The organism is Mesorhizobium sp. M0772 (assembly GCF_040320135.1).
GTDB lineage: Bacteria > Pseudomonadota > Alphaproteobacteria > Rhizobiales > Rhizobiaceae > Mesorhizobium.
The window spans coordinates 1-19527 of the sequence record NZ_JAMYPB010000046.1; the positions used below are offsets into that span (position 1 = coordinate 1).

The following is a 19527-nucleotide window of genomic DNA, read 5'->3' on the forward strand; positions in this document are numbered from 1 at the left end:
CCGCCCCCGACCCCCGCGCCGGGCCAACGCTGTGGGCCGCGCGCGGCTTCGCCCCCCTCCCGAGCAACGGCCCCGGCGCCACGCGGTCGGCCGGCCTGCCCGCGGCGGCGCGCGAGGCGCGCTACCGGTTGCTGGCCGAGGCAGCGCAGGCGCAAGGCATTGGTGTGATCGTAACCGGCCACACCGCCGACGACCAGGCCGAGACCGTCCTGATGCGAGCCGCGCGGAATGACGGGCGAGAGCTTGCAGGCCGAGGTCTCGCCGGCATGGCGCCTGCCACCCTCTATGACTGGCGGATCTGGATCGCGCGGCCGCTGCTCGGCGCTCGGCGCGCGGCGTTGCGCGCCTTCCTGCAGCGCGAACATGTCGGCTGGGTCGAGGATCCGACCAACATCGACACGAATTTCGAACGCCCGCGCATCCGCGCCGTGCTCGGCGAAGACCGGAGCGGGCAGCGTTTTGCCGAAGCGATCGGCCTGGCCAGGCGGGCCGCCGGCGAGCGCGAACAACTCGGTCGCCGCGCCGCCGCCCTGATCGGTGAATTTGCCAGCCGGCCGGCGAGGGGTCTCATCCGTCTCGATCCCGGTCTTGCCGAAGCTGACGACACGCGAGCCTCGGTCTATGCGCTGCGTGTCCTGCTGGCGGCGACGGGCGGCACCGCCTTGTTGCCGGACCAGGCGCGCGGCGAAGCGCTGTTCGAGCAAATGCGGGCCGGTCGGCTTTGCGCCACATTGTCGCGGGCGGTCGTCGATATCAGGCGAAACGGCATCTTCCTGCGCCGTGAATCGCGCGACCTGCCGCGTTCCGCGCCGATAGCTGGCACTCTGCTTTGGGACGGTCGCCGGCGGATCACGCCAGACATCGAAGCCGGGGCGATCACATTGGGCGACAGTCCGGGTGCATGGTTGATCGCGCCGCTTGGCGCCGCTGCCGCCGCCAGAACGCCGATTGCCGGGGATGGCGCGCCGCCAAGCCTTGTGCGCGCCGCCCTGGCTGCGGAACCGGCGCTATGGCGCGGCGGCGAATGCCTTGGTTTTGCAGGGGATGTAGCGGCGGCGGCGGCAATCGCCGTCAGTCCCGCCGTTGCGCCCTTTGCCCGTTTTCTGCCGTGCTTCGATCTGGTGTTGGCGCAGGCCGTGGCCGAGTTGATCGGCGCACCGCCTGTCCCGGCTTGCCCTTTGGCCGCCACAGTGCCGGTTGATCATGGCGCGAAAGCTTAACCCAGACGTGCTGTTATGCTTGGCAAGGGGGGGCGCTCTCCCTATGTTAGGCGCAAGTTTCCTCTCATGACGCGTGTCCCAGCGGGCACCAACGGGACAATTGATGAATCCGAATTATCGCAATCTCGCGCTCTGGGCGATCATAGCGGTCCTGCTCATTGCTCTCTTCAATCTGTTCCAGACGCCGCAGACTCGCGGGGCCTCGACCGACGTTCCCTATTCGCAGTTCCTGCAAGAGGTCGCGGCCGGCCGGGTCAAGACGGTGGTCATTGCCGGCGCCCGCATCACGGGCACCTACGCCGACAACGCCAATGGCTTCCAGACCTATTCGCCTGGCGATCCGCAGCTGGTCTCGCGGCTGCAGGACAAGAACGTCACCATCAATGCGCGGCCTGAGTCGGACGGTTCCAACTCGCTGTTCAGCTATCTGATCTCCTACCTGCCGATGATCCTGATCCTTGGCGTGTGGATATTCTTCATGCGCCAGATGCAGTCCGGCTCCGGCCGCGCCATGGGTTTCGGCAAGTCGAAGGCCAAGCTTCTCACTGAGGCGCATGGCCGCGTCACCTTCCAGGATGTCGCCGGCGTCGACGAGGCCAAGGAAGATCTGGAAGAGATCGTCGAGTTCCTGCGCGATCCGCAGAAGTTCCAGCGCCTCGGCGGCAAGATCCCGCGCGGCGTGCTTCTGGTCGGCCCTCCTGGCACCGGCAAGACGCTGCTTGCGCGCTCGGTCGCCGGCGAGGCCAATGTGCCGTTCTTTACCATTTCGGGTTCCGACTTCGTCGAGATGTTCGTCGGCGTCGGCGCAAGCCGTGTCCGCGACATGTTCGACCAGGCCAAGAAGAATGCTCCCTGCATCATCTTCATCGACGAAATCGACGCTGTGGGCCGCCATCGCGGCGCCGGCCTCGGCGGTGGCAATGACGAGCGCGAGCAGACGCTGAACCAGCTGCTGGTCGAGATGGACGGCTTCGAGTCCAACGAGAGCATCATCCTGATCGCCGCCACCAACCGGCCCGACGTGCTCGATCCGGCGTTGCTGCGTCCGGGTCGCTTCGACCGCCAGGTGGTGGTGCCGAACCCCGACATCGTCGGCCGCGAGAAGATCCTCAAGGTGCATGTGCGCAACGTGCCGCTGGCACCGAATGTCGACCTCAAGGTAATCGCACGCGGCACGCCGGGCTTCTCGGGCGCCGACCTGATGAACCTTGTCAATGAATCCGCTCTGATGGCGGCGCGCCGCAACAAGCGCCTTGTCACCATGGCCGAGTTCGAGGACGCCAAGGACAAGATCATGATGGGCGCCGAGCGCCGCTCGTCGGCCATGACCCAGGCCGAAAAGGAACTCACGGCCTATCACGAGGCCGGCCACGCCATCCTGGCGCTCAACGTGCCGTCGGCCGATCCGCTGCACAAGGCGACCATCATCCCGCGCGGTCGCGCGCTCGGCATGGTCATGCAACTGCCGGAAGGCGACCGCTATTCGATGAGCTACAAATACATGATCTCGCGGCTTGCCATCATGATGGGCGGCCGCGTCGCAGAGGAGTTCAAGTTCGGCAAGGAGAACATCACCTCCGGCGCGTCCTCGGACATCGAGCAGGCGACAAAGCTGGCGCGCGCCATGGTCACGCGCTGGGGCTTCTCCGACAAGCTCGGCCACGTCGCCTATGGCGACAACCAGGAAGAGGTTTTCCTCGGCCATTCGGTGGCGCGCACGCAGAACGTCTCGGAAGAGACTGCGCAGATCATCGACGCCGAAGTACGCCGCCTGATCGACGAGGCCTATGTCACGGCCAAATCCATTCTGACCAAGAAGAAGAAGGAATGGATCGCTCTGGCGCAGGGCCTGCTCGAATACGAGACGCTTTCGGGCGAAGAGATCAAGCAGCTGATCGCCGGGCAGAAGCCCGCGCGAGATTTGGGGGATGATACCCCCACAAGCCGCGGCTCGGCTGTGCCGAAGTCCGGCCGCCGCAAGAAGGGTCCCGAGCCCGAAGGCGGCATGGAGCCTCAGCCGTCGAGCTGAGCTGACATCATGTGATCCAAGAAAACGCCGCGGCTTCGATCCGCGGCGTTTTGCTGTTCAGGGTTGATCAAAGAGCATGCGGGGCGGATGCATTTGCTTTGCCGGGGCGCACACCGTCAGTCCGGCCAGCATGTTGCTTGCCCCATCTGGCCAGCGGGATCAGGGCATTGTCCAGCTCGATGCCGAATTCGGTAATCGAGTATTCGACCCTCGGCGGCACCTCGGGAAAGATTTCGCGATGGACGATGCCGTCGGCCTCCATTTCGCGCAGCTGTTGGATCAGCATCTTTTCGCTGATGTCAGGCACCAGCCGCTTCAGCTCACCGAATCGTGCCGGCGCCTTGTGAATCTGCCAGAGCAGTAGCGCCTTCCATTTGCCGCCGATGACCTCCAGCGCCGGCCCCAATCCGCAACTATCTGGCTGTTTCTTTCCCATGTTTCATCCAATTCTGAGCAATCGGTGGGTAGCTTACATTTTTGTCGGTACTTGAGAAAAACCAAGCCGGTCCATAGCTTCAAACCAGCTCGCCGGCATCGGCGAACACCACAACATCATATCGGTACCTCGCTTCGACCTGCAAAGGCCGTCGGCGGCCGGATTTTGTCAAAAACGGATGGATCATGACACGATACGCAAACAAGAAGGCCGTTGTCATCGGCGGGACGCACGGCATGGGGCTCGCCGTTGCCGAAGCCCTGATCGAAAGCGGCGCCGAGGTCCTGGTCACCGGCCGCGACCAGCGCAACATCGAGGCCGCGCGAGCCAAGCTGCTTTCGCGAGCTCATGTCGTGCGGTCCGATATCTCAGACATGGCCGATATCGTCACGCTCGGTGCCGAAGTGGGGCAGAAGCTTGGCCAGATCGACTTCCTTCACGTCAATGCCGGGGTGGCCAATCTCGAACCCGTCGAGCGGGTCACCGAGGACAGTTACGATCGCACCTTCGACATCAACACCAAAGGCGCTTTCTTCACCGCGCAGCGCCTGCTGCCCCTCATCAGGGATGGTGGCGCCATAGTCTTCACCTCGTCGATCGCCGACGAATCCGGCACTGGCGGCATGAGCGTCTATTCCGGATCGAAGGCGGCACTGCGCGCCTTCGCCAAGGTCCTGGCCGCCGAGCTTCTGCCGCGCCGGATCCGCGTGAATGTGGTCAGCCCTGGTTTCATCGATACGCTGACGATGGGTGTGGCCGACGCCTCGGCCGAGGAGCGGGCCGCCTTCATGGCGATCGGCGACGCGGTCACGCCGATGAAGCGCCACGGCACGATGGAGGAGGTGGCGCGCGCAGTGCTGTTCCTGGCGTTCGACGCGACCTTCACCACGGGCGCGCGGCTGACCGTGGACGGTGGCCTTGGCCAGGACCTGACCCCGACACCGGCGTAACCGCGCAACCAACCGAGGAGAAGCAGAATGAGCGACATAACAGTAATCGGTCTCGGCGCCATGGGCACTGCGCTTGCCGAAGCCTTTCTGAACCAGGGACATGCGGTGACGGTGTGGAACCGTTCTCCGGCAAGGGCTGAGGCTTTGGCAGCCACGGGCGCCATTGTGGCCAAGAGTGTCGAGGAAGCCGTCAGATCGAGTCCACTGATCGTGGCGTGCCTGCTTGTCTATGACACCGTTGGTGAGGTGCTCGGCCCAAGCCGAGCCGCGCTGTCGGGCCGCACATTGGTCAATCTCACCAACGGCACCCCCGAGCAGGCGCGGGCGATGTCGGGCTGGGCGGTGAGCCAGGGCGCCAGCTATATCGACGGCGGCATCATGGCGGTGCCGCCGATGGTGGGCGGGCCGCACGCCTTGATTCTCTACAGCGGTTCGCGCCAGGCGTTCGATGCCTGTTCGGGGCAGCTCGGAGCGCTCGGCACCAGCAAATATCTCGGTGAGGATCCAGGCCTCGCGCCGCTCTATGATATTTCGCTTCTGACCGGCATGTACGGCATGTTCGCGGGCGTTCTGCAAGCGTTGGCATTGACGGGCGCAGCAGGAATCCCTGCCGGCGAGTTCATGCCGCTGCTGGCCTCCTGGCTTCAGTCGATGCAAGGCCTGCTGCCGAAATGGGCGGAACAGATCGACAGTGGCGATCACACCAGCAATGTCGTTTCCAACCTGGGCATGCAGGCTGATGCCTACGTCAATCTCATCGATCCCAGCAGGTCGGCTGATGTCAGCACCGAACTCGTCTTGCCGATGCAAAGCCTGATGAAGCGCGGGGTGGCTGCCGGCCAGGCCAATGCCGATCTTACAAGACTGGTCGCACTGCTCCAACTCTCGAAACAAGGCGCTTGACGGGGCAAGACCCAAGAGAAGGCCCGCCAACCTTGCGGTTGGGGGCCTTCGATCTTCAAACGCTGCTGGTCGATCAGCTCTTCAGCTTGGCGTTGCAGAGGCTGTAATAGCCGCCGCCCTTCTGGATCCAGCGAAGGCCGTTCAACGTACCCGCGTCCTTGTTGCCGTGGTAGCCCTGCAGGCAGGTCTTCATACGCGCCTTCGAGGGCTTCTCGGTCTTGAATTCGGCGGCGAGGGTGGTCGGGAATGTCACGCCCGTCGGCGCTACAACGGGGGCGACCGCCGCGCTGGTTTCCTTCTTCGGCTGCGGCTGGGTTTTGACCGCATCCGTACTGGCACTCTCCGCAGCTGACGTCGCACACTTCTCGGTGCGGAAAGCGGTCCAATCCATGCCGTTCAGAGTGCCGCCTTCCTTGGCTGTGCGATAAGCCTCGCCGCATTCCTTCATTGTCAGTGCGCTTGCAGGGGTGACGCTCCACGCAATCCATGCCGTCACAGCCAATGCCGCCAATTTCAATCTGGACATAAGACCCTCCTGGTTGACAAAAGTTCGATGTCCTTTTGTATACCATTTGTTCTGCATATGTTCAATTGGAATCTTTGCGAACCACCGATATGTCTGGGGTGGGCAGTGTGGGCGAATAGATGATGCCGACAGCTTCCGCGATATGTAGACGTCGATCAACGCCGGGTGTGTTCGAGCGCAATAAAAAGGCCCGCGCATGCTGCGATGCGCGGGCCTCTGTCTGGAGAATATGGCTACGCGATCAGCTCTTCAGCTTGGCATTGCAGAGGCTGTAGAAGCCGCCGCCCTTCTGGATCCAGCGCAGGCCATTCAGCGTGTTGGCGTCCTTATTGGCGTAGTAGAGCTCGAGGCAGGTGTGCATGCGGCCCTTGGCCGGCGTCTCGCCGGCGTATTTCTTCGAGATCGCGGCCGGGAACTTCACGCCCTTGGGAGCGGTGACCGAGGGCTTCTCGGGCTCGCTGGTATAGGTCGACTCGCTCGGAGCGGGCACGGTGTCGTCGTCGTCTGCGCCTGCGCCGCATTCGGCCTTGCGGAAGTCGTTCCACTTCTTGCCGCCCAGAGTATTGGCAGACTTGGCAGCCTGGTACTTGGCGCTGCAATCGGCCATGCTCAGGCCCTTGCCGCTGCTGTCGGCAGCTGCCTTGGTGGTTGCCTTGGCGGGTGCTGCCGCGGCCGAGGCCCCGGCGGCGCATTCGGTCTTGCGGAAGTCGTTCCACTTCACGCCGTTCAGCGTGCCGGCGGCCTTTGCCGCCTGGTATTTGGTGCTGCATTCCTTGGCCGTCAGGCCCTTGGCGCCATCGTCGGTTGTGGCTGCGGCCTTGGTCGTGGCCTTGGCCGGTTCTGCCGAGGCGGATGCGCCGGCGGCGCATTCGGTCTTGCGGAAGTCGTTCCACTTTGCGCCATTGAGCGTACCGGCGGCCTTGGCAGCCTGGTACTTAGCGCTGCATTCCTTGGCCGTCAGACCCTTGGCGCCGTCATCAGCAGCGGCGGCCTTGGTCGTGTCCGTCTTGGCCGCAGCGGCCTTCTTGGCCGCCGGCTTTGCGGTCTCGGTGGTGGCCGCCGCGTCGGTGCCGCACTCGGCCTTCCGATACTGATTCCAGGTCTGCCCGTTCAGCGTGCCGGCGTCCTTGGCGGCATTATACTTGGTACTACACTGGGCCATGGTCAGCGCGTTGGCGGGCGCCGCCATGAACAAGGTTGCGACGGCAAGACCCGTCAAAGTTGCAAGTCGGTGGATGAGCATGGCGTTCTCCCGTTGCTGCGCCCATAGGTTGTACCTGTGTCAATCAATAGCTCTCAACGCTAGGCTGCGCCAGATGCTAAACGGCGTTCTCCCGATAAGGTGATGGACCCTTGCGATCTGCCCCTCCAACAGTCCGGCTTACCGGCCCAATCTGCGCAGTGTGGCCCAGTGTGAATGCTATATTGCGGCAACACCGTGTCATGATACGCTGCCAACGCTCCGAACAGCCTGCTACAATGATTTTCTAAGAATTGGTAATATACAATCACACAATGTGATAGTCGGGCTCGGACCAATTGTGGCATTACGAGCCGGCTGAAAACCGACGGGGATTCTGGCAAGCATGGCAGGACGTTATTTTGGCACCGACGGCATTCGCGGGCGCGCCAACAAGTTTCCGATGACGGCTGAGATTGCGATGCGGGTCGGCATGGCCGCCGGCCTGTCGTTCCAGCGCGGCAGCCATCGCCACCGCGTCGTGCTCGGCAAGGACACCAGGCTGTCCGGCTACATGATCGAAAACGCCATGGTGTCCGGCCTGTGCGCGGCCGGCATGGATGTGTTCCTGCTCGGCCCGATCCCGACACCGGCGGTCGCCATGCTGGTACGCTCGCTGCGCGCCGATATCGGCGTCATGATCTCGGCCTCGCACAACCCTTATTACGACAACGGCATCAAGCTGTTCGGTCCCGATGGCTACAAGCTCTCCGACGAGATCGAGGAGCGCATCGAGAGCATGCTCGACAAGGATATCGAACTGGCGCTCGCCGATTCCGACGGGCTCGGCCGCGCCAAGCGCGTCGACGGCGTGCATGACCGCTACATCGAATTCGCCAAGCGCACGCTGCCGCGCTCGATGTCGCTGTCGGGTCTCAGGATCGTCGTGGATTGCGCCAATGGCGCAGCCTACAAGGTGGCGCCTGCCGCACTTTGGGAACTGGGCGCCGAGGTCATTGCCATCAATGTCGATCCGAACGGTTTCAACATCAACAAGGAATGCGGCTCGACCCATCCGGCCGGCCTGCAGAAGAAGGTGCATGAAGTGCGCGCCGATATCGGCATCGCACTCGACGGCGATGCCGACCGTGTCGTCATCGTCGACGAGAACGGCGCCATCGTCGACGGTGACCAGATCATGGCGCTGATCGCCGAGTCCTGGCACCAGAGCGGGCGATTGGCCGGCGGCGGCGTCGTCTCGACGGTGATGTCCAATCTCGGCCTCGAACGCTTCCTTGGCGACATGAAGCTGCAGCTGCATCGCACCAAGGTCGGCGACCGCTATGTCGTTGAGCATATGCGCGCGCATGGGTTGAATGTCGGCGGCGAGCAGTCGGGCCACATCGTGCTGTCCGATTTCTCGACCACTGGCGACGGGCTGGTCTCGGCGCTGCAGGTGCTGGCCTGCATCAAGCGGCAGAACCGGCCGGTCAGCGAACTGTCGAAGAAATTCGAGCCGGTACCGCAGCTGCTGAAGAATGTCCGCATCGCCGGCGGCAAGCCGCTTGAGGAAGCCACGGTCAAGGCGGCGATCGAAGACGCGCGCAACCGTCTCGGCAAGGCCGGCCGCCTGGTCATCCGGCCCTCCGGCACCGAGCCGCTGATCCGCGTCATGGCCGAGGGCGACGACCCACAGCTGGTCGAGGCCGTGGTCAACGACATCGTCGACATCATTTCGGAAACGCGCAGCGCCGCCTGATTGCGCTGCCTACAACGGCAGGGGCGGACTGCCGGCTCAAGACTTCAAGCCCGCCTGCAGGCGGGCTTTTTGTTTCGGCCAGGGTTGGTCCCAGCGTCATGCCGGCGGAGGCCGTTTGCTAAAATGTCGAGAATTCGTGGTTAATCGACAGGGTTAAACGCCTTTTAACTTTTGCAATTCATTATCCACAACTGAGGTCAAACACATTCGAGCGGATTCAAAGTTCCGACGGGTTCTCAGGGGTGACAAACATGTTCAATACAGCAAAAATGGCTTTCCTTGCCGCGCTGTTCGCAGGCGTGGCCGGGCCAGTATTCGCCGCCGATCTGGCGGAGCCGCCAGTGGTCGAAGAGGCGCCGGCGCCGATCGCCTATGAGCAGCCGGCCGATTTCGGCGGCTGGTACATCCGCGGCGATATCGACTATCACTGGTCGAAGTTCCGCGGTGGTGACTATATTACCTACGGACCCGGCACGAACGACTTCGACACCGGCAAGCTCAAAAGCGCATTTTCGGCCGGCGCCGGTGTCGGTTACCAGATCAACCAGCATTTCCGTACCGATCTCACACTCGACTGGATGAGCAAGTCCAAATTCCGCGGCTCAACCAGCGGAACCTGCGGCGATCTGCTTCCTTGTACTTCCGTCGACACTTCCTCCTATTCGGCATTGTTGCTCCTCGCCAATGCCTATGTCGATATCGGTACTTGGCACGGCGTGACGCCCTATGTCGGCGCCGGCATCGGCGGTGCATGGCTGAAGTGGGATACGCTGCACAACACCGACAGGGACGGTTCGTTCGAGCACCGCGGCGGCAAAGGCTGGCGTTTCGCCTACGCCCTCATGGCCGGCGCCTCCTACTGCCTGACCGACCGCGTCAAGCTCGATGTCGGCTATCGCTACAGCCACATCAATGGCGGCCGCATGTTCGAATACGCTTCTGGACTGGGCGGCACCACCGGCGCTGGTCCGGGCTTCGATCGCGGCATCAATGTGCACGAAGTGCGCGGCGGCCTGCGCTACCAGTTCGGCCGGTCGGACTGCGCCCCGCCGCCGGAGCCTTACGAGCCCGAGCCCGAGCCGATCTACACCAAGTAAACGCTTCGAAACTTCCAGTTCGCGAACCGCCCGGCTTTTGCCGGGCGGTTTCGTTTGTGGTCTCAAAGAGACCTTCCAGACGGCGTTGACCGCCAGGAAAAAGCCCGGCGAAATCAATTCGGTAACGCTCCGTTATCCTTAACCCTGACTTAACCACTATGGTTAACAATGCTTGCTGAAACGGCGCCCGCGATTAAGGACGGGCGCCAATTTCAGGAGCCGGGGACCCATGAATTTCAAATCGCTGACAGCGCCGGCGCTCGCCGCACTCGTCCTTGTGCCGCTGACGCCGGCGCAGGCCGCGGACTACGATCCGCCGATCTATGTCGATCAGGCGCCGGACTATCAACCGGTCGAGGTCGGCTCGGGCTGGTATCTGCGCGGCGACGTCTCTTATCTGGCGCAGAAGAGCTACGAGGATCAGGATTTCACCTTCGCCCCCGCGAGCTTCAGCGAGAAGCAGGATCCGGCCTTTGCCAGCATCGGCTTCGGCTACCACTTCAACGACTATCTGCGCGGCGACGTCAATCTTGGCTATCTGCCCGGCAACAAGATCGGCGTCGGCTTTGACGATTCGGCGACGCCGCCGCCGGGTGGTGCGACCATCGCGTCGGCATCGCTGCAGAATTATTCCCTGTCGGGCATGGTCAATGGCTATGTCGATCTCGGCACTTATGTCGGGATCACGCCCTACCTCGGCGCCGGCATTGGGCTGGTCCGGAGCAAATACAAGCTGTCGGCGAGTTACTTCACCGACAATGTCGACCCTACGGATGATTTCGTCCGGAACGACAACAAGACCCAGTATTCCCTCGCCTACACGCTGGATGCGGGCCTGGCCTATCAGGTGACCAAGAATGTTTCTGTAGATCTCGGCTACCAGTACTTCTCCGCGCCGGATGCCGAATATGTCACGGCCGAGAGCCTGACCTCCTATCCGATCCGCAAGGGCATCAGCAATCATCAGGTCAAGCTCGGCCTGCGCTACGACCTCTGGTAGGAAGCTTGCTGTTCGGAAGCCCAACGGCGGATCTCTTCGATCCGCTGTTTGCGTTTTAGCCCACGACATGCTGATCCCGTATCGCCGGTATCCCGCCAGCGACAAAAACTTTCCTCTTGACGCCTGAGGGCTGAACGCATATCGCCGTCCGTGGGCCACCCCTCCCCAACGAGGGGCCACTATCTGGAAGGATAGACCACGATGACGACGCATACGAAGCCCGGACTCCGTCCGGCAAACCCCAATTTCTCCTCAGGTCCCTGCGCAAAACGCCCCGGCTGGTCGGTCGAGGCACTGAAGAATGCTGCGCTCGGCCGTTCCCACCGCGCCAAGATCGGCAAGACCAAGCTCGAACAGGCGATCGAGCTGACGCGCGAGATTCTCCAGGTTCCGGCCGATTACCGCATCGGCATCGTGCCGGCGTCGGACACGGGTGCTGTCGAGATGGCGCTGTGGTCGCTGCTCGGTGAACGCGGTGTCGACATGGTGGCATGGGAAAGCTTTGGCTCCGGCTGGGTGACCGATGTGGTCAAGCAGCTGAAGCTAGTCGATATCAGAAAGATCGAGACAGGCTATGGCGAGCTGCCGGATCTCACCAAGATCGATTTCGACCGCGATGCGGTCTTCACCTGGAACGGCACGACCTCAGGCGTGCGCGTGCCGAATGGCGATTTCATTCCAGCCGACCGCAAAGGCCTGACCATCTGCGACGCGACCTCGGCCGCATTCGCGCAGAGGCTCGATTTCCAGAAGCTCGATGTCGTCACCTTCTCCTGGCAGAAAGTGCTGGGCGGCGAGGGCGCACACGGCATGCTGATCCTGTCGCCTCGCGCCGTCGAGCGACTGGAAACCTACAAGCCGGCGTGGCCGCTGCCGAAAATCTTCCGCCTGACCTCGGGCGGCAAGCTGATCGAAGGCGTCTTCAAGGGCGAGACCATCAACACGCCGTCGATGCTGTGCGTCGAGGACTATCTCGATGCGCTTCATTGGGCGAAGTCGATCGGCGGTCTCGATGCGTTGATTGCCAGAGCCGATGCCAATGCCGCCGTGCTCGATGGCTTTGTCGACAAATCGTCCTGGCTCGGCCATCTCGCGGTCGATGCGGCGACACGGTCCAACACGTCCGTATGTCTGTCCTTCACCGACGCCGATGTCGCGGCGCTCGACGCCGACGGGCAGGCGGCTTTCGCCAAGGCGATCGTCTCTGTGCTCGACAAGGAAGGCGTCGCGTACGACATCGGATCCTATCGCGATGCACCTTCCGGCCTGCGCATCTGGTGCGGCGCCACCGTCGAGACATCCGATCTCGAGGCGCTGCTGCCTTGGCTCGACTGGGCCTTCGCCACGCAGAAGGCTTCGCTGAAGGCCGCAGCCTGAGATTTCGTGGTGGCCTGCGGGCCGCCCTTTCCCGACAATCCAGTTCAAGGAGGCCGCCATGGCGCCCCGCGTTCTCGTCTCTGACAAACTCTCCACCACCGCCGTCCAGATATTCAAGGACCGCGGCATCGAGGTCGACTATTTGCCCGATCTCGGCAAGGACAAGGAAAAGCTGCTCGAAGTCATCGACCAGTATGATGGTCTTGCCATCCGCTCGGCGACCAAGGTCACGGAAAAACTGATCAACGCAGCGACAAGACTCAAGGTCGTCGGCCGCGCCGGCATCGGTGTCGACAATGTCGACATCCCCGCGGCGAGCCGCAAGGGCATCATCGTGATGAACACGCCCTTCGGCAATTCGATCACCACGGCCGAACATGCGGTGGCCATGATCTTTGCACTCGCCCGGCAGATCCCGGAGGCCAATGCCTCGACCCATGCCGGCAAATGGGAAAAGAACCGCTTCATGGGCGTCGAGATCACCGGCAAGACGCTGGGTGTCATCGGCTGCGGCAATATCGGCTCGATCGTTGCCACGCGCGGCGTCGGCCTGAAGATGCATGTCGTTGCCTTCGATCCGTTCCTGTCGGACAAGCGCGCCGAGGAACTCGGCGTCGACAAGGTCGAGCTGGACGAGCTTTTCGCCCGCGCCGATTTCATCACGCTGCACACGCCGCTGACCGACAAGACGCGCAACATCATCGACGCGGCGGCGATCGCCAAAATGAAGAACGGCGTGCGCATCATCAATTGCGCGCGTGGCGGGCTCATCGTCGAAGCCGACCTAGTCGCGGCGCTGAAGAGCGGCAAGGTGGCGGGCGCCGGCGTCGATGTGTTCGAGGTCGAACCGGCGGAAAACAACGCGCTGTTCGGCATGGAGAATGTGGTGGCAACGCCGCATCTCGGCGCCTCGACAGCGGAAGCGCAGGAAAACGTTGCGCTGCAAGTAGCCGAGCAGATGGCCGACTATCTGATCAAGGGTGCGGTTTCGAATGCCATCAACATGCCCTCGATCACGGCCGAGGAAGCACCGCGGCTGAAGCCGTTCGTCAAGCTCGCCGAAGTGCTCGGCGCCTTTGTCGGCCAGGTCACCGAGGACCCGATCAACGAGGTCGAGATCCTGTTCGACGGCTCGACCGCGACGATGAACACGCGTGCCCTGATCAGTGCCGCGCTTGCCGGACTGATCCGGCCGCAGGTCGCCGACGTCAATATGGTGTCGGCGCCCATCATGGTGAAGGAGCGCGGCATCATCGTCGCCGAGGTCAAGCGCGACAAGTCGGGCGTGTTCGACGGCTACATCAAGCTGACGGTGAAGACCGAGCACATGACGCGCTCGATCGCCGGCACCTGCTTCTCCGACGGCAAGCCGCGCTTCATCCAGATCAAGGGCATCAATCTCGACGCCGAGGTCGGCCAGCACATGCTCTACACAACCAATGCCGATGCGCCCGGCATTATCGGCCTGCTCGGCACGGTGTGCGGCGAGAACGGCGTCAACATCGCCAACTTCCAGCTCGGCCGCAACCGGCCGGGCGGCGACGCGATCGCGCTGCTCTATCTCGACGCGCCGTTCCCGGAGAAAGTGCTGGAACAGGTCAAGGCGCACAAGTCCATCGACTCGGCCAAGCGGCTGCAGTTCGACGTCAACGCAATGTAGTTGACGGCGTGGCGGATGCGGCGGTCCTCCCCCCATCATTGGGGCGGCCGTCGCAGAGGCCGGTTCAGGTCAATTCGTCTGAGCCGTCGGAGACGCCCACGCGATGCCGATAGACCAGTTCCCAGCCCTTCCACCCTGTAAACAGCAGGATCAGAACCACGATCAGCGATAACATAAAGCCGGTCGGGATCACAGCCGCCGCTCCACCGGCATAACGCGAGTACCAGTTATAAAGCTCGATCAGCACGACGAGCACGTTGCCGCCGGCATGGAGCCATGCCGTCGTGAGATTGCGGATCTGAACATCGCCGAGAACATCCGTCAGGCCGGTAAGAGCGGCCAAGGCGCCCATGATCAGGCCGGCGCCGAGAAGCCAAAGCGATCCGGTGACCCACCCGGGATCGGCTGTTTGCCAGAAAATCAGATCGCAAACGAAGGTGCCGACAAAGAAGGCGATCGGAAACGGAATCAGCATTGGATGAATGGGGTGACCGGCAATGCTTGCTGTGCTGCGAGGGTTATGGCTCATCTTGTTGCCTCCCACGCAAGCAAACTCCGCCAGAGGTAAAATGTTCCAGGTCGGCGCGCGGCAGCAGTTATCGCGACGGCGGCGCAGCGCGGCAGCAGCCAAATGTTATCCGCGGCGGTTCGGTGCCGCCATCTTGCGCCCGCTGTATTCGGCGAGCGAAATGCCGCCCAGCACCAGGACGAGCGCCAGCGCCTGGTAGAGCTGGAATGTCTCGCCGACGATCAGCACTGACAGCAGCGTGCCGAAGATCGGCACCAGATTGATGAACAGCCCGGCACGGTTGGCGCCGATCAGTTCGTTGCCCCGGATGTAAGTGATCTGCGAAATGACCGAAGCGCCGATCGCGGTATAGACGATGACCACCCAGCCGCTGATATCGGGGACGATAACCTTGCCGGCGGCGACCTCCCACAGGAAGAACGGCAGCGAGGTGATGAGGGCAGCGATCGCCAGGGACAACATCAGGCTCTGCCAGCGCATGACCGGCTTCAGCCGCAGCCCGACCGAATAACCGCTGTAGAGGACGACCGCGACCAGCATGATGGCGTCGCCGAAATTGAGTTCCAATGTGAGCAGCCGGCGCGGATCGCCGTGGCAGGCAGTCAAGATGACACCGAAGATGGTCAGCACCACGCCCGCAATCTGAGCCCAGCTCACGCGCAGGCGGAAGAAGAAGAAATTGGCAATGATGATCAAGACCGGCATCGCCGCCTGTTCGATCGAGACATTGATCGCCGTCGTGTAGTTGAGCGCGGTGTAGAAAATGGTGTTGAACAGAGTGAAGCCGCTGGCGCCAAGTGCAGCCAGGATGAACCAGTGTTTGCGCACCACCGGCCAGTCCTCCCTGATCGTGCGCCAGCCGATCGGCAGCAGGATCGCGACGGCCAGCACCCAGCGCAGGAAGACCAGCGTCATCGGCGAGACGTGACCGACCGCCAGCTTGCCGGCGACGGAATTGCCGCCCCACAGCAAGGTGGTCAGCAGCAGGAACAGGTAGGCGCGTCGATGCATGCGGGATTCCGGCCGCCTGGGAAGTTGTGTTTGCCGGCCTATTGCCCCCGCCGACGCAAGTAAATGATGTCAAAGCCGAAAATTGTTGTGCCTCAGGGCATTTTCGACGGCAAAGAAAGGTCGCGCTTGCGAGGTCTTGACGCTATAGAGGCCTGTCGTTTCGAACCATATCCAGGCCGCCAGGGCGGCATCTCAAGGGAAAAGAAACATGGCCAATGTGGTGGTCGTCGGCTCGCAATGGGGCGACGAAGGCAAGGGCAAGATCGTCGACTGGTTGTCGGAGCGCGCCGACGTGGTCGTGCGCTTCCAGGGCGGCCACAATGCCGGCCATACGCTGGTCGTCGATGGCAAGGTCTACAAACTGTCGCTGCTGCCGTCGGGCGTGGTGCGGCAAGGCAAGCTGTCGATCATCGGCAATGGCGTCGTCTTCGACCCGCACGCCTTTGTCGCCGAAGTGGCAAAACTCAAGGCGCAAGGCGTCGAGGTCACGCCGGACCGCCTGAAAATAGCCGAAAACACCGCGCTTATCCTGTCGCTGCACCGGGAGCTGGACGGATTCCGCGAGGACGCCGCCTCCAATTCCGGGACGAAAATTGGCACGACGCGTCGTGGCATCGGCCCAGCCTATGAAGACAAGGTGGGCCGGCGCGCGGTTCGGGTGATGGATCTGGCGGATTTGGAAACGCTGCCCCTCAAGGTCGACAGGCTGCTGACGCATCACAATGCGCTGCGTCGCGGGCTTGGCCATGGCGAAGTCACGCATGAGGCGATCATGACCGAGCTGACCTCGGTCGCCGATGAGATCCTGCCCTATATGGACCGCGTCTGGAAAATCCTCGACGACAAGCGCCGCGCCGGCGAACGCATCCTGTTCGAGGGCGCGCAAGGCACGCTGCTCGACATCGACCACGGCACCTATCCGTTCGTCACCTCGTCCAACACCGTTGCCGGCCAGGCAGCCGCCGGCTCGGGGGTGGGCCCCGGCGCCATCGGCTATGTCCTGGGCATCACCAAGGCCTATACGACGCGTGTCGGCGAAGGCCCGTTCCCGACCGAGCAGAAGAACGAGATCGGCGAATTTCTCGGTACGCGTGGCCACGAATTCGGCGTCGTCACCGGGCGCAAACGCCGTTGCGGCTGGTTCGACGCCGTGCTGGTGCGCCAGGCCGTCGCCGTCAACGGTATCAAGGGCATCGCCCTGACCAAACTCGACGTGCTCGACGGGCTGGATGAGATCAAGGTCTGCACCGGCTACCGTCTCGACGGCGAAACGATCGACTATCTGCCGGCCAGCCAGGGCGCGCAGGCGCGTGTCGAGCCGGTCTACGAGACGCTCGAAGGCTGGAAAGGCACCACAGCCGGCGCGCGCAGCTGGAACGACCTTCCGGCGCAGGCCGTCAAATATGTCCGTTACATCGAGGAGCTGATCGGGGCACCCGTCGCGCTCCTTTCCACCAGCCCGGAACGGGACGACACGATACTTGTGACCGATCCGTTTCAAGACTAGTTTTCTGAAGCCTTTCCGGGCATCGCGGCCGATTTGCGGGGGCCGGCGCGGAAACAAAATACAGGTCGACTGAAGCATGGCAGATTTCGTTGCTATTCTGAAAAAGGCGCTCGACAAGCACGGCGACGAAACGCCCGAAAAGCGTACGCGGATCTATGAAAGCGTTCGTACCATGCTGGCAAAGAAGCTTGCGGAGTATTCGCCGCCGCTGGCCGCCGAAGCCATAAGCACGCAGAAGCGATCCCTGGAAGATGCCATCTCGAGCGTCGAGCGCGACTATGCCAGGGCGGTGCCGGCATCCGATCCGCTGGCGGAGCTGGAGCACATCTTCTCCTCCATAGACCGCAACAAGAACCAGTCCAGTCATGTAAAGCCTTCCGCCACGCCTGCGCCGGCCTGGCAGCCGGCGAAACCCGTGCAGCCGGCGCCGACCGCCAGGACAGAGCCGAGCTGGCAGAGGCCCGCGCCGACACCGCCGTCGCCTGCGGCGCGTGCAGAAACCATCGACAAGCAAGCCGTGGAGCTGGACGCCGACGACGACAGTGCCGATGTGTTCGCCAATGACGAGCAGCCGGGCGCGGACACGTTCCAGCGCCTGCGCCCAGCCGAGCGCAGGCGCAGCTATGGCGGGTTGATCGCGGCTGTCGTCGCGCTTCTGGTGGTCGCCGGCGGCGGCTATGGCATCTGGCTGAACAAGGATGCCTTTGGCTCGATGCTGGGCCTCGGCGGCGACACCAAGACGGTCTCGACCGAACCGCTGGTAAAGCCGGCGCCGGCCAAGCCCGCGGCCGATGCACCGGCACCGGCCGCTGCCGGCGAGGGAACGAAGTTCACCCAGCGCCTGTCGCCCGAAGGCGGTGAAACCGACCCCGGTCCCGCGGCCGGTCAAAGCGGCATCGGCGAGGGCGAGTCCGTCGCCGCGCTGACCACACCGCCACCCCCGCCTCCCGCGCCACGTGCGGCTCCCGCGCCGGCGCCCCCGCCGGCGGGCGACGCCGCAGCCACGGGCGCGCCCGCCACGCCGGCGCCCGACGCTTCCGCCACGCCAACGGCAACGCCGCCCGCCGATGGCGTCGCTCCGCCGGCCAACGGGGCAGCACCGGCTGATGCCGCCACCACGCCGCCCGCGGCCGGCACGCCGCCCGCTGCGCCGGCGGCCGCCGCTCCCGCGCCGACCGTTGCGGTCGGCCAGAAGGCGATCTTCTACGAGGAACGCACCTCGACCGCGCAAGGTTCGGCCGAACCCGGCAGCATCGTCTGGTCGCTGGTGCAGGAATCGCCCGGCGGCGACCTGCCGCCCGAGCCGGCGATCCGCGCCGAGGCGACCATTCCCGGCAAGGACATCCAGCTGCGCATGACCATCCGGCGCAATACCGACCAGACGCTGCCGGCCAGCCACATCATCGAGATGATCTTCCTGACGCCCGAGGGCTTTGACGGCGGTGGCGTCGACAACATCCTGCGCGTCGCCATGAAGAGTTCGGAACAGGATGCCGGCAGCCCGCTGATCGGGATTCCGGCCAAGATCGCCGACGGCTTCTTCCTGGTGGCGCTCAACGACACCAAGGCCGACGAGGACGCCAATATGACCTTGCTTCGGGGCCAGGACTGGATCGACGTGCCGGTGGTCTACAAGACCGGACGCCGGGCGCTGCTGACAATGGAAAAGGGCATTCCGGGCGAGAAGGTGTTCGACGAGGCGCTGAAGGCCTGGCAGGCCAAGACGGCAGGTTGACGGGCGGCAGTAGCGGCTGCCTTCGCTCAGAAGCCCTGGAACAGCATGTCGAGCGCGGCGACGATGTCGTCGTGATGTCTAGAAAGGTTTCCCTCTGGCATCCGCAATTCGGACGCGCTGAAGGCCGACACAAACTGTGTGACCATCACAAGATCTTTGCCGTTTATAGCGAAGGTCGGGTTCAGGCGGCGGCCAGGAAGCGGGGCAATCTCGGGCGGCATCAAAGGAACGACCACCCTCGTGCTCAGCCCTTCAAGCATATCTGACTGCACGTCGAGAAGATAACCGTCGCTCTCGGTACTCCGATAGAAATCGTAACGCGCCATCAGAACGGCCGGTGTTTAGCCAATGGCAGTCCGTTCTTTCGGACATATTCGTTGGAGCTTTCGATGGCTTCCCAGTTTTCTTCTTGCCATCGACGCGTTTTCTCCGCCGCAATCGCTTTCGCGATCCCTGCTTCGGCAGCGCGGGAGATGTTGATGCCCAACGCTTTGGCGTCCTTGATCAACTGAGAGTCAATGGACGTGTTGACAGAGGTCCGCTGAGTTTTTGGCGTCGATTGAAGCACGGAGATGCCTCCTTTCATGCGCACAATATACGCGCATAAA

The 19527-nt window shown here is 63.1% G+C and carries 18 protein-coding genes; 11 read left to right on the forward strand and 7 right to left on the reverse strand.

Annotated elements, in window-relative coordinates:
* Together tilS and ftsH are read left to right on the forward strand one after the other, a co-directional pair.
* Positions 1-1220: tRNA lysidine(34) synthetase TilS (tilS, locus tag NKI06_RS24355; protein WP_352987463.1), on the forward strand; the 1220-nt coding region annotated here is incomplete at its 5' end.
* 103 nt (positions 1221-1323) lie between these two features.
* Positions 1324-3249, forward strand: a complete 1926-nt coding sequence (gene ftsH, locus NKI06_RS24360) for an ATP-dependent zinc metalloprotease FtsH (RefSeq protein ID WP_023673598.1) — start codon at positions 1324-1326, stop codon at positions 3247-3249.
* Positions 3250-3316: 67 nt separating this feature from the next.
* Here ftsH and NKI06_RS24365 read toward each other — a convergent pair whose 3' ends face one another.
* Entirely contained in the window at positions 3317-3655 is a 339-nt protein-coding gene (locus NKI06_RS24365) for a winged helix-turn-helix transcriptional regulator (protein WP_348626559.1), read from the reverse strand.
* Between the two features lie 215 nt (positions 3656-3870).
* On the opposite strand from NKI06_RS24365, the gene NKI06_RS24370 reads away from it, so the two are divergent.
* Positions 3871-4635: an SDR family oxidoreductase gene (locus NKI06_RS24370; RefSeq protein WP_023742245.1), complete on the forward strand. Its 765-nt coding sequence runs from the start codon at positions 3871-3873 to the stop codon at positions 4633-4635.
* Between the two features lie 27 nt (positions 4636-4662).
* Complete coding sequence (locus tag NKI06_RS24375; protein WP_352987464.1) at positions 4663-5538, forward strand: NAD(P)-dependent oxidoreductase; 876 nt, start codon at positions 4663-4665, stop codon at positions 5536-5538.
* Positions 5539-5611: 73 nt separating this feature from the next.
* On the opposite strand, the gene NKI06_RS24380 is transcribed toward NKI06_RS24375, so the two are convergent.
* Together NKI06_RS24380 and NKI06_RS24385 are read right to left on the reverse strand one after the other, a co-directional pair.
* Positions 5612-6064, reverse strand: a complete 453-nt coding sequence (locus NKI06_RS24380) for a hypothetical protein (RefSeq protein WP_023834647.1) — start codon at positions 6062-6064, stop codon at positions 5612-5614.
* 241 nt (positions 6065-6305) lie between these two features.
* Positions 6306-7307 carry a hypothetical protein gene (locus tag NKI06_RS24385; protein WP_352987465.1) on the reverse strand — a complete coding sequence of 334 codons (1002 nt, stop codon included), beginning with the start codon at positions 7305-7307 and terminating at the stop codon, positions 6306-6308.
* A gap of 343 nt (positions 7308-7650) precedes the next feature.
* Here NKI06_RS24385 and glmM point away from each other — a divergent pair, with 343 nt between their 5' ends.
* The 5 genes from glmM (at position 7651) to serA (ending at position 14137) form a co-directional block, all read left to right on the forward strand.
* Positions 7651-9003 (forward strand): phosphoglucosamine mutase, encoded by a 1353-nt coding sequence (gene glmM / locus NKI06_RS24390; RefSeq protein WP_023728611.1) that lies wholly within the window; start codon positions 7651-7653, stop codon positions 9001-9003.
* A gap of 251 nt (positions 9004-9254) precedes the next feature.
* Positions 9255-10100: an outer membrane protein gene (locus NKI06_RS24395; RefSeq protein ID WP_352987466.1), complete on the forward strand. Its 846-nt coding sequence runs from the start codon at positions 9255-9257 to the stop codon at positions 10098-10100.
* A 229-nt stretch (positions 10101-10329) separates the two neighbouring features.
* Complete coding sequence (locus NKI06_RS24400) at positions 10330-11100, forward strand: outer membrane protein (protein WP_023684192.1); 771 nt, start codon at positions 10330-10332, stop codon at positions 11098-11100.
* A 201-nt stretch (positions 11101-11301) separates the two neighbouring features.
* Positions 11302-12477 (forward strand): phosphoserine transaminase, encoded by a 1176-nt coding sequence (locus tag NKI06_RS24405; protein ID WP_023742248.1) that lies wholly within the window; start codon positions 11302-11304, stop codon positions 12475-12477.
* 58 nt (positions 12478-12535) lie between these two features.
* Positions 12536-14137, forward strand: coding sequence for a phosphoglycerate dehydrogenase (serA, locus tag NKI06_RS24410; RefSeq protein WP_023688974.1), 1602 nt, complete (start codon positions 12536-12538; stop codon positions 14135-14137).
* Between the two features lie 64 nt (positions 14138-14201).
* Here the strand turns inward: serA and NKI06_RS24415 are convergent, their stop codons facing one another.
* Positions 14202-14666 carry a DUF2231 domain-containing protein gene (locus tag NKI06_RS24415; RefSeq protein WP_352987480.1) on the reverse strand — a complete coding sequence of 155 codons (465 nt, stop codon included), beginning with the start codon at positions 14664-14666 and terminating at the stop codon, positions 14202-14204.
* Between the two features lie 105 nt (positions 14667-14771).
* A complete protein-coding gene (locus NKI06_RS24420) occupies positions 14772-15677 on the reverse strand; it encodes a DMT family transporter (protein ID WP_352987467.1) in 906 nt (301 codons plus the stop codon).
* Positions 15678-15885: 208 nt separating this feature from the next.
* Between NKI06_RS24420 and NKI06_RS24425 the strand changes: the two genes are divergently transcribed.
* Both NKI06_RS24425 and NKI06_RS24430 read left to right on the forward strand, forming a co-directional pair.
* On the forward strand, positions 15886-17184 hold the full coding sequence (locus NKI06_RS24425; protein WP_023684197.1) for an adenylosuccinate synthase: 1299 nt from the start codon (positions 15886-15888) through the stop codon (positions 17182-17184).
* Between the two features lie 76 nt (positions 17185-17260).
* Positions 17261-18919: a hypothetical protein gene (locus NKI06_RS24430; RefSeq protein WP_352987469.1), complete on the forward strand. Its 1659-nt coding sequence runs from the start codon at positions 17261-17263 to the stop codon at positions 18917-18919.
* Between the two features lie 26 nt (positions 18920-18945).
* Here NKI06_RS24430 and NKI06_RS24435 read toward each other — a convergent pair whose 3' ends face one another.
* Together NKI06_RS24435 and NKI06_RS24440 are read right to left on the reverse strand one after the other, a co-directional pair.
* A complete protein-coding gene (locus tag NKI06_RS24435) occupies positions 18946-19245 on the reverse strand; it encodes a CcdB family protein (protein ID WP_023673676.1) in 300 nt (99 codons plus the stop codon).
* Positions 19245-19487 (reverse strand): type II toxin-antitoxin system CcdA family antitoxin, encoded by a 243-nt coding sequence (locus NKI06_RS24440; protein WP_031215587.1) that lies wholly within the window; start codon positions 19485-19487, stop codon positions 19245-19247. The genes NKI06_RS24435 and NKI06_RS24440 overlap by 1 nt, the downstream gene beginning before the upstream one ends.
* Between the last annotated feature and the right edge of the window lie 40 nt (positions 19488-19527).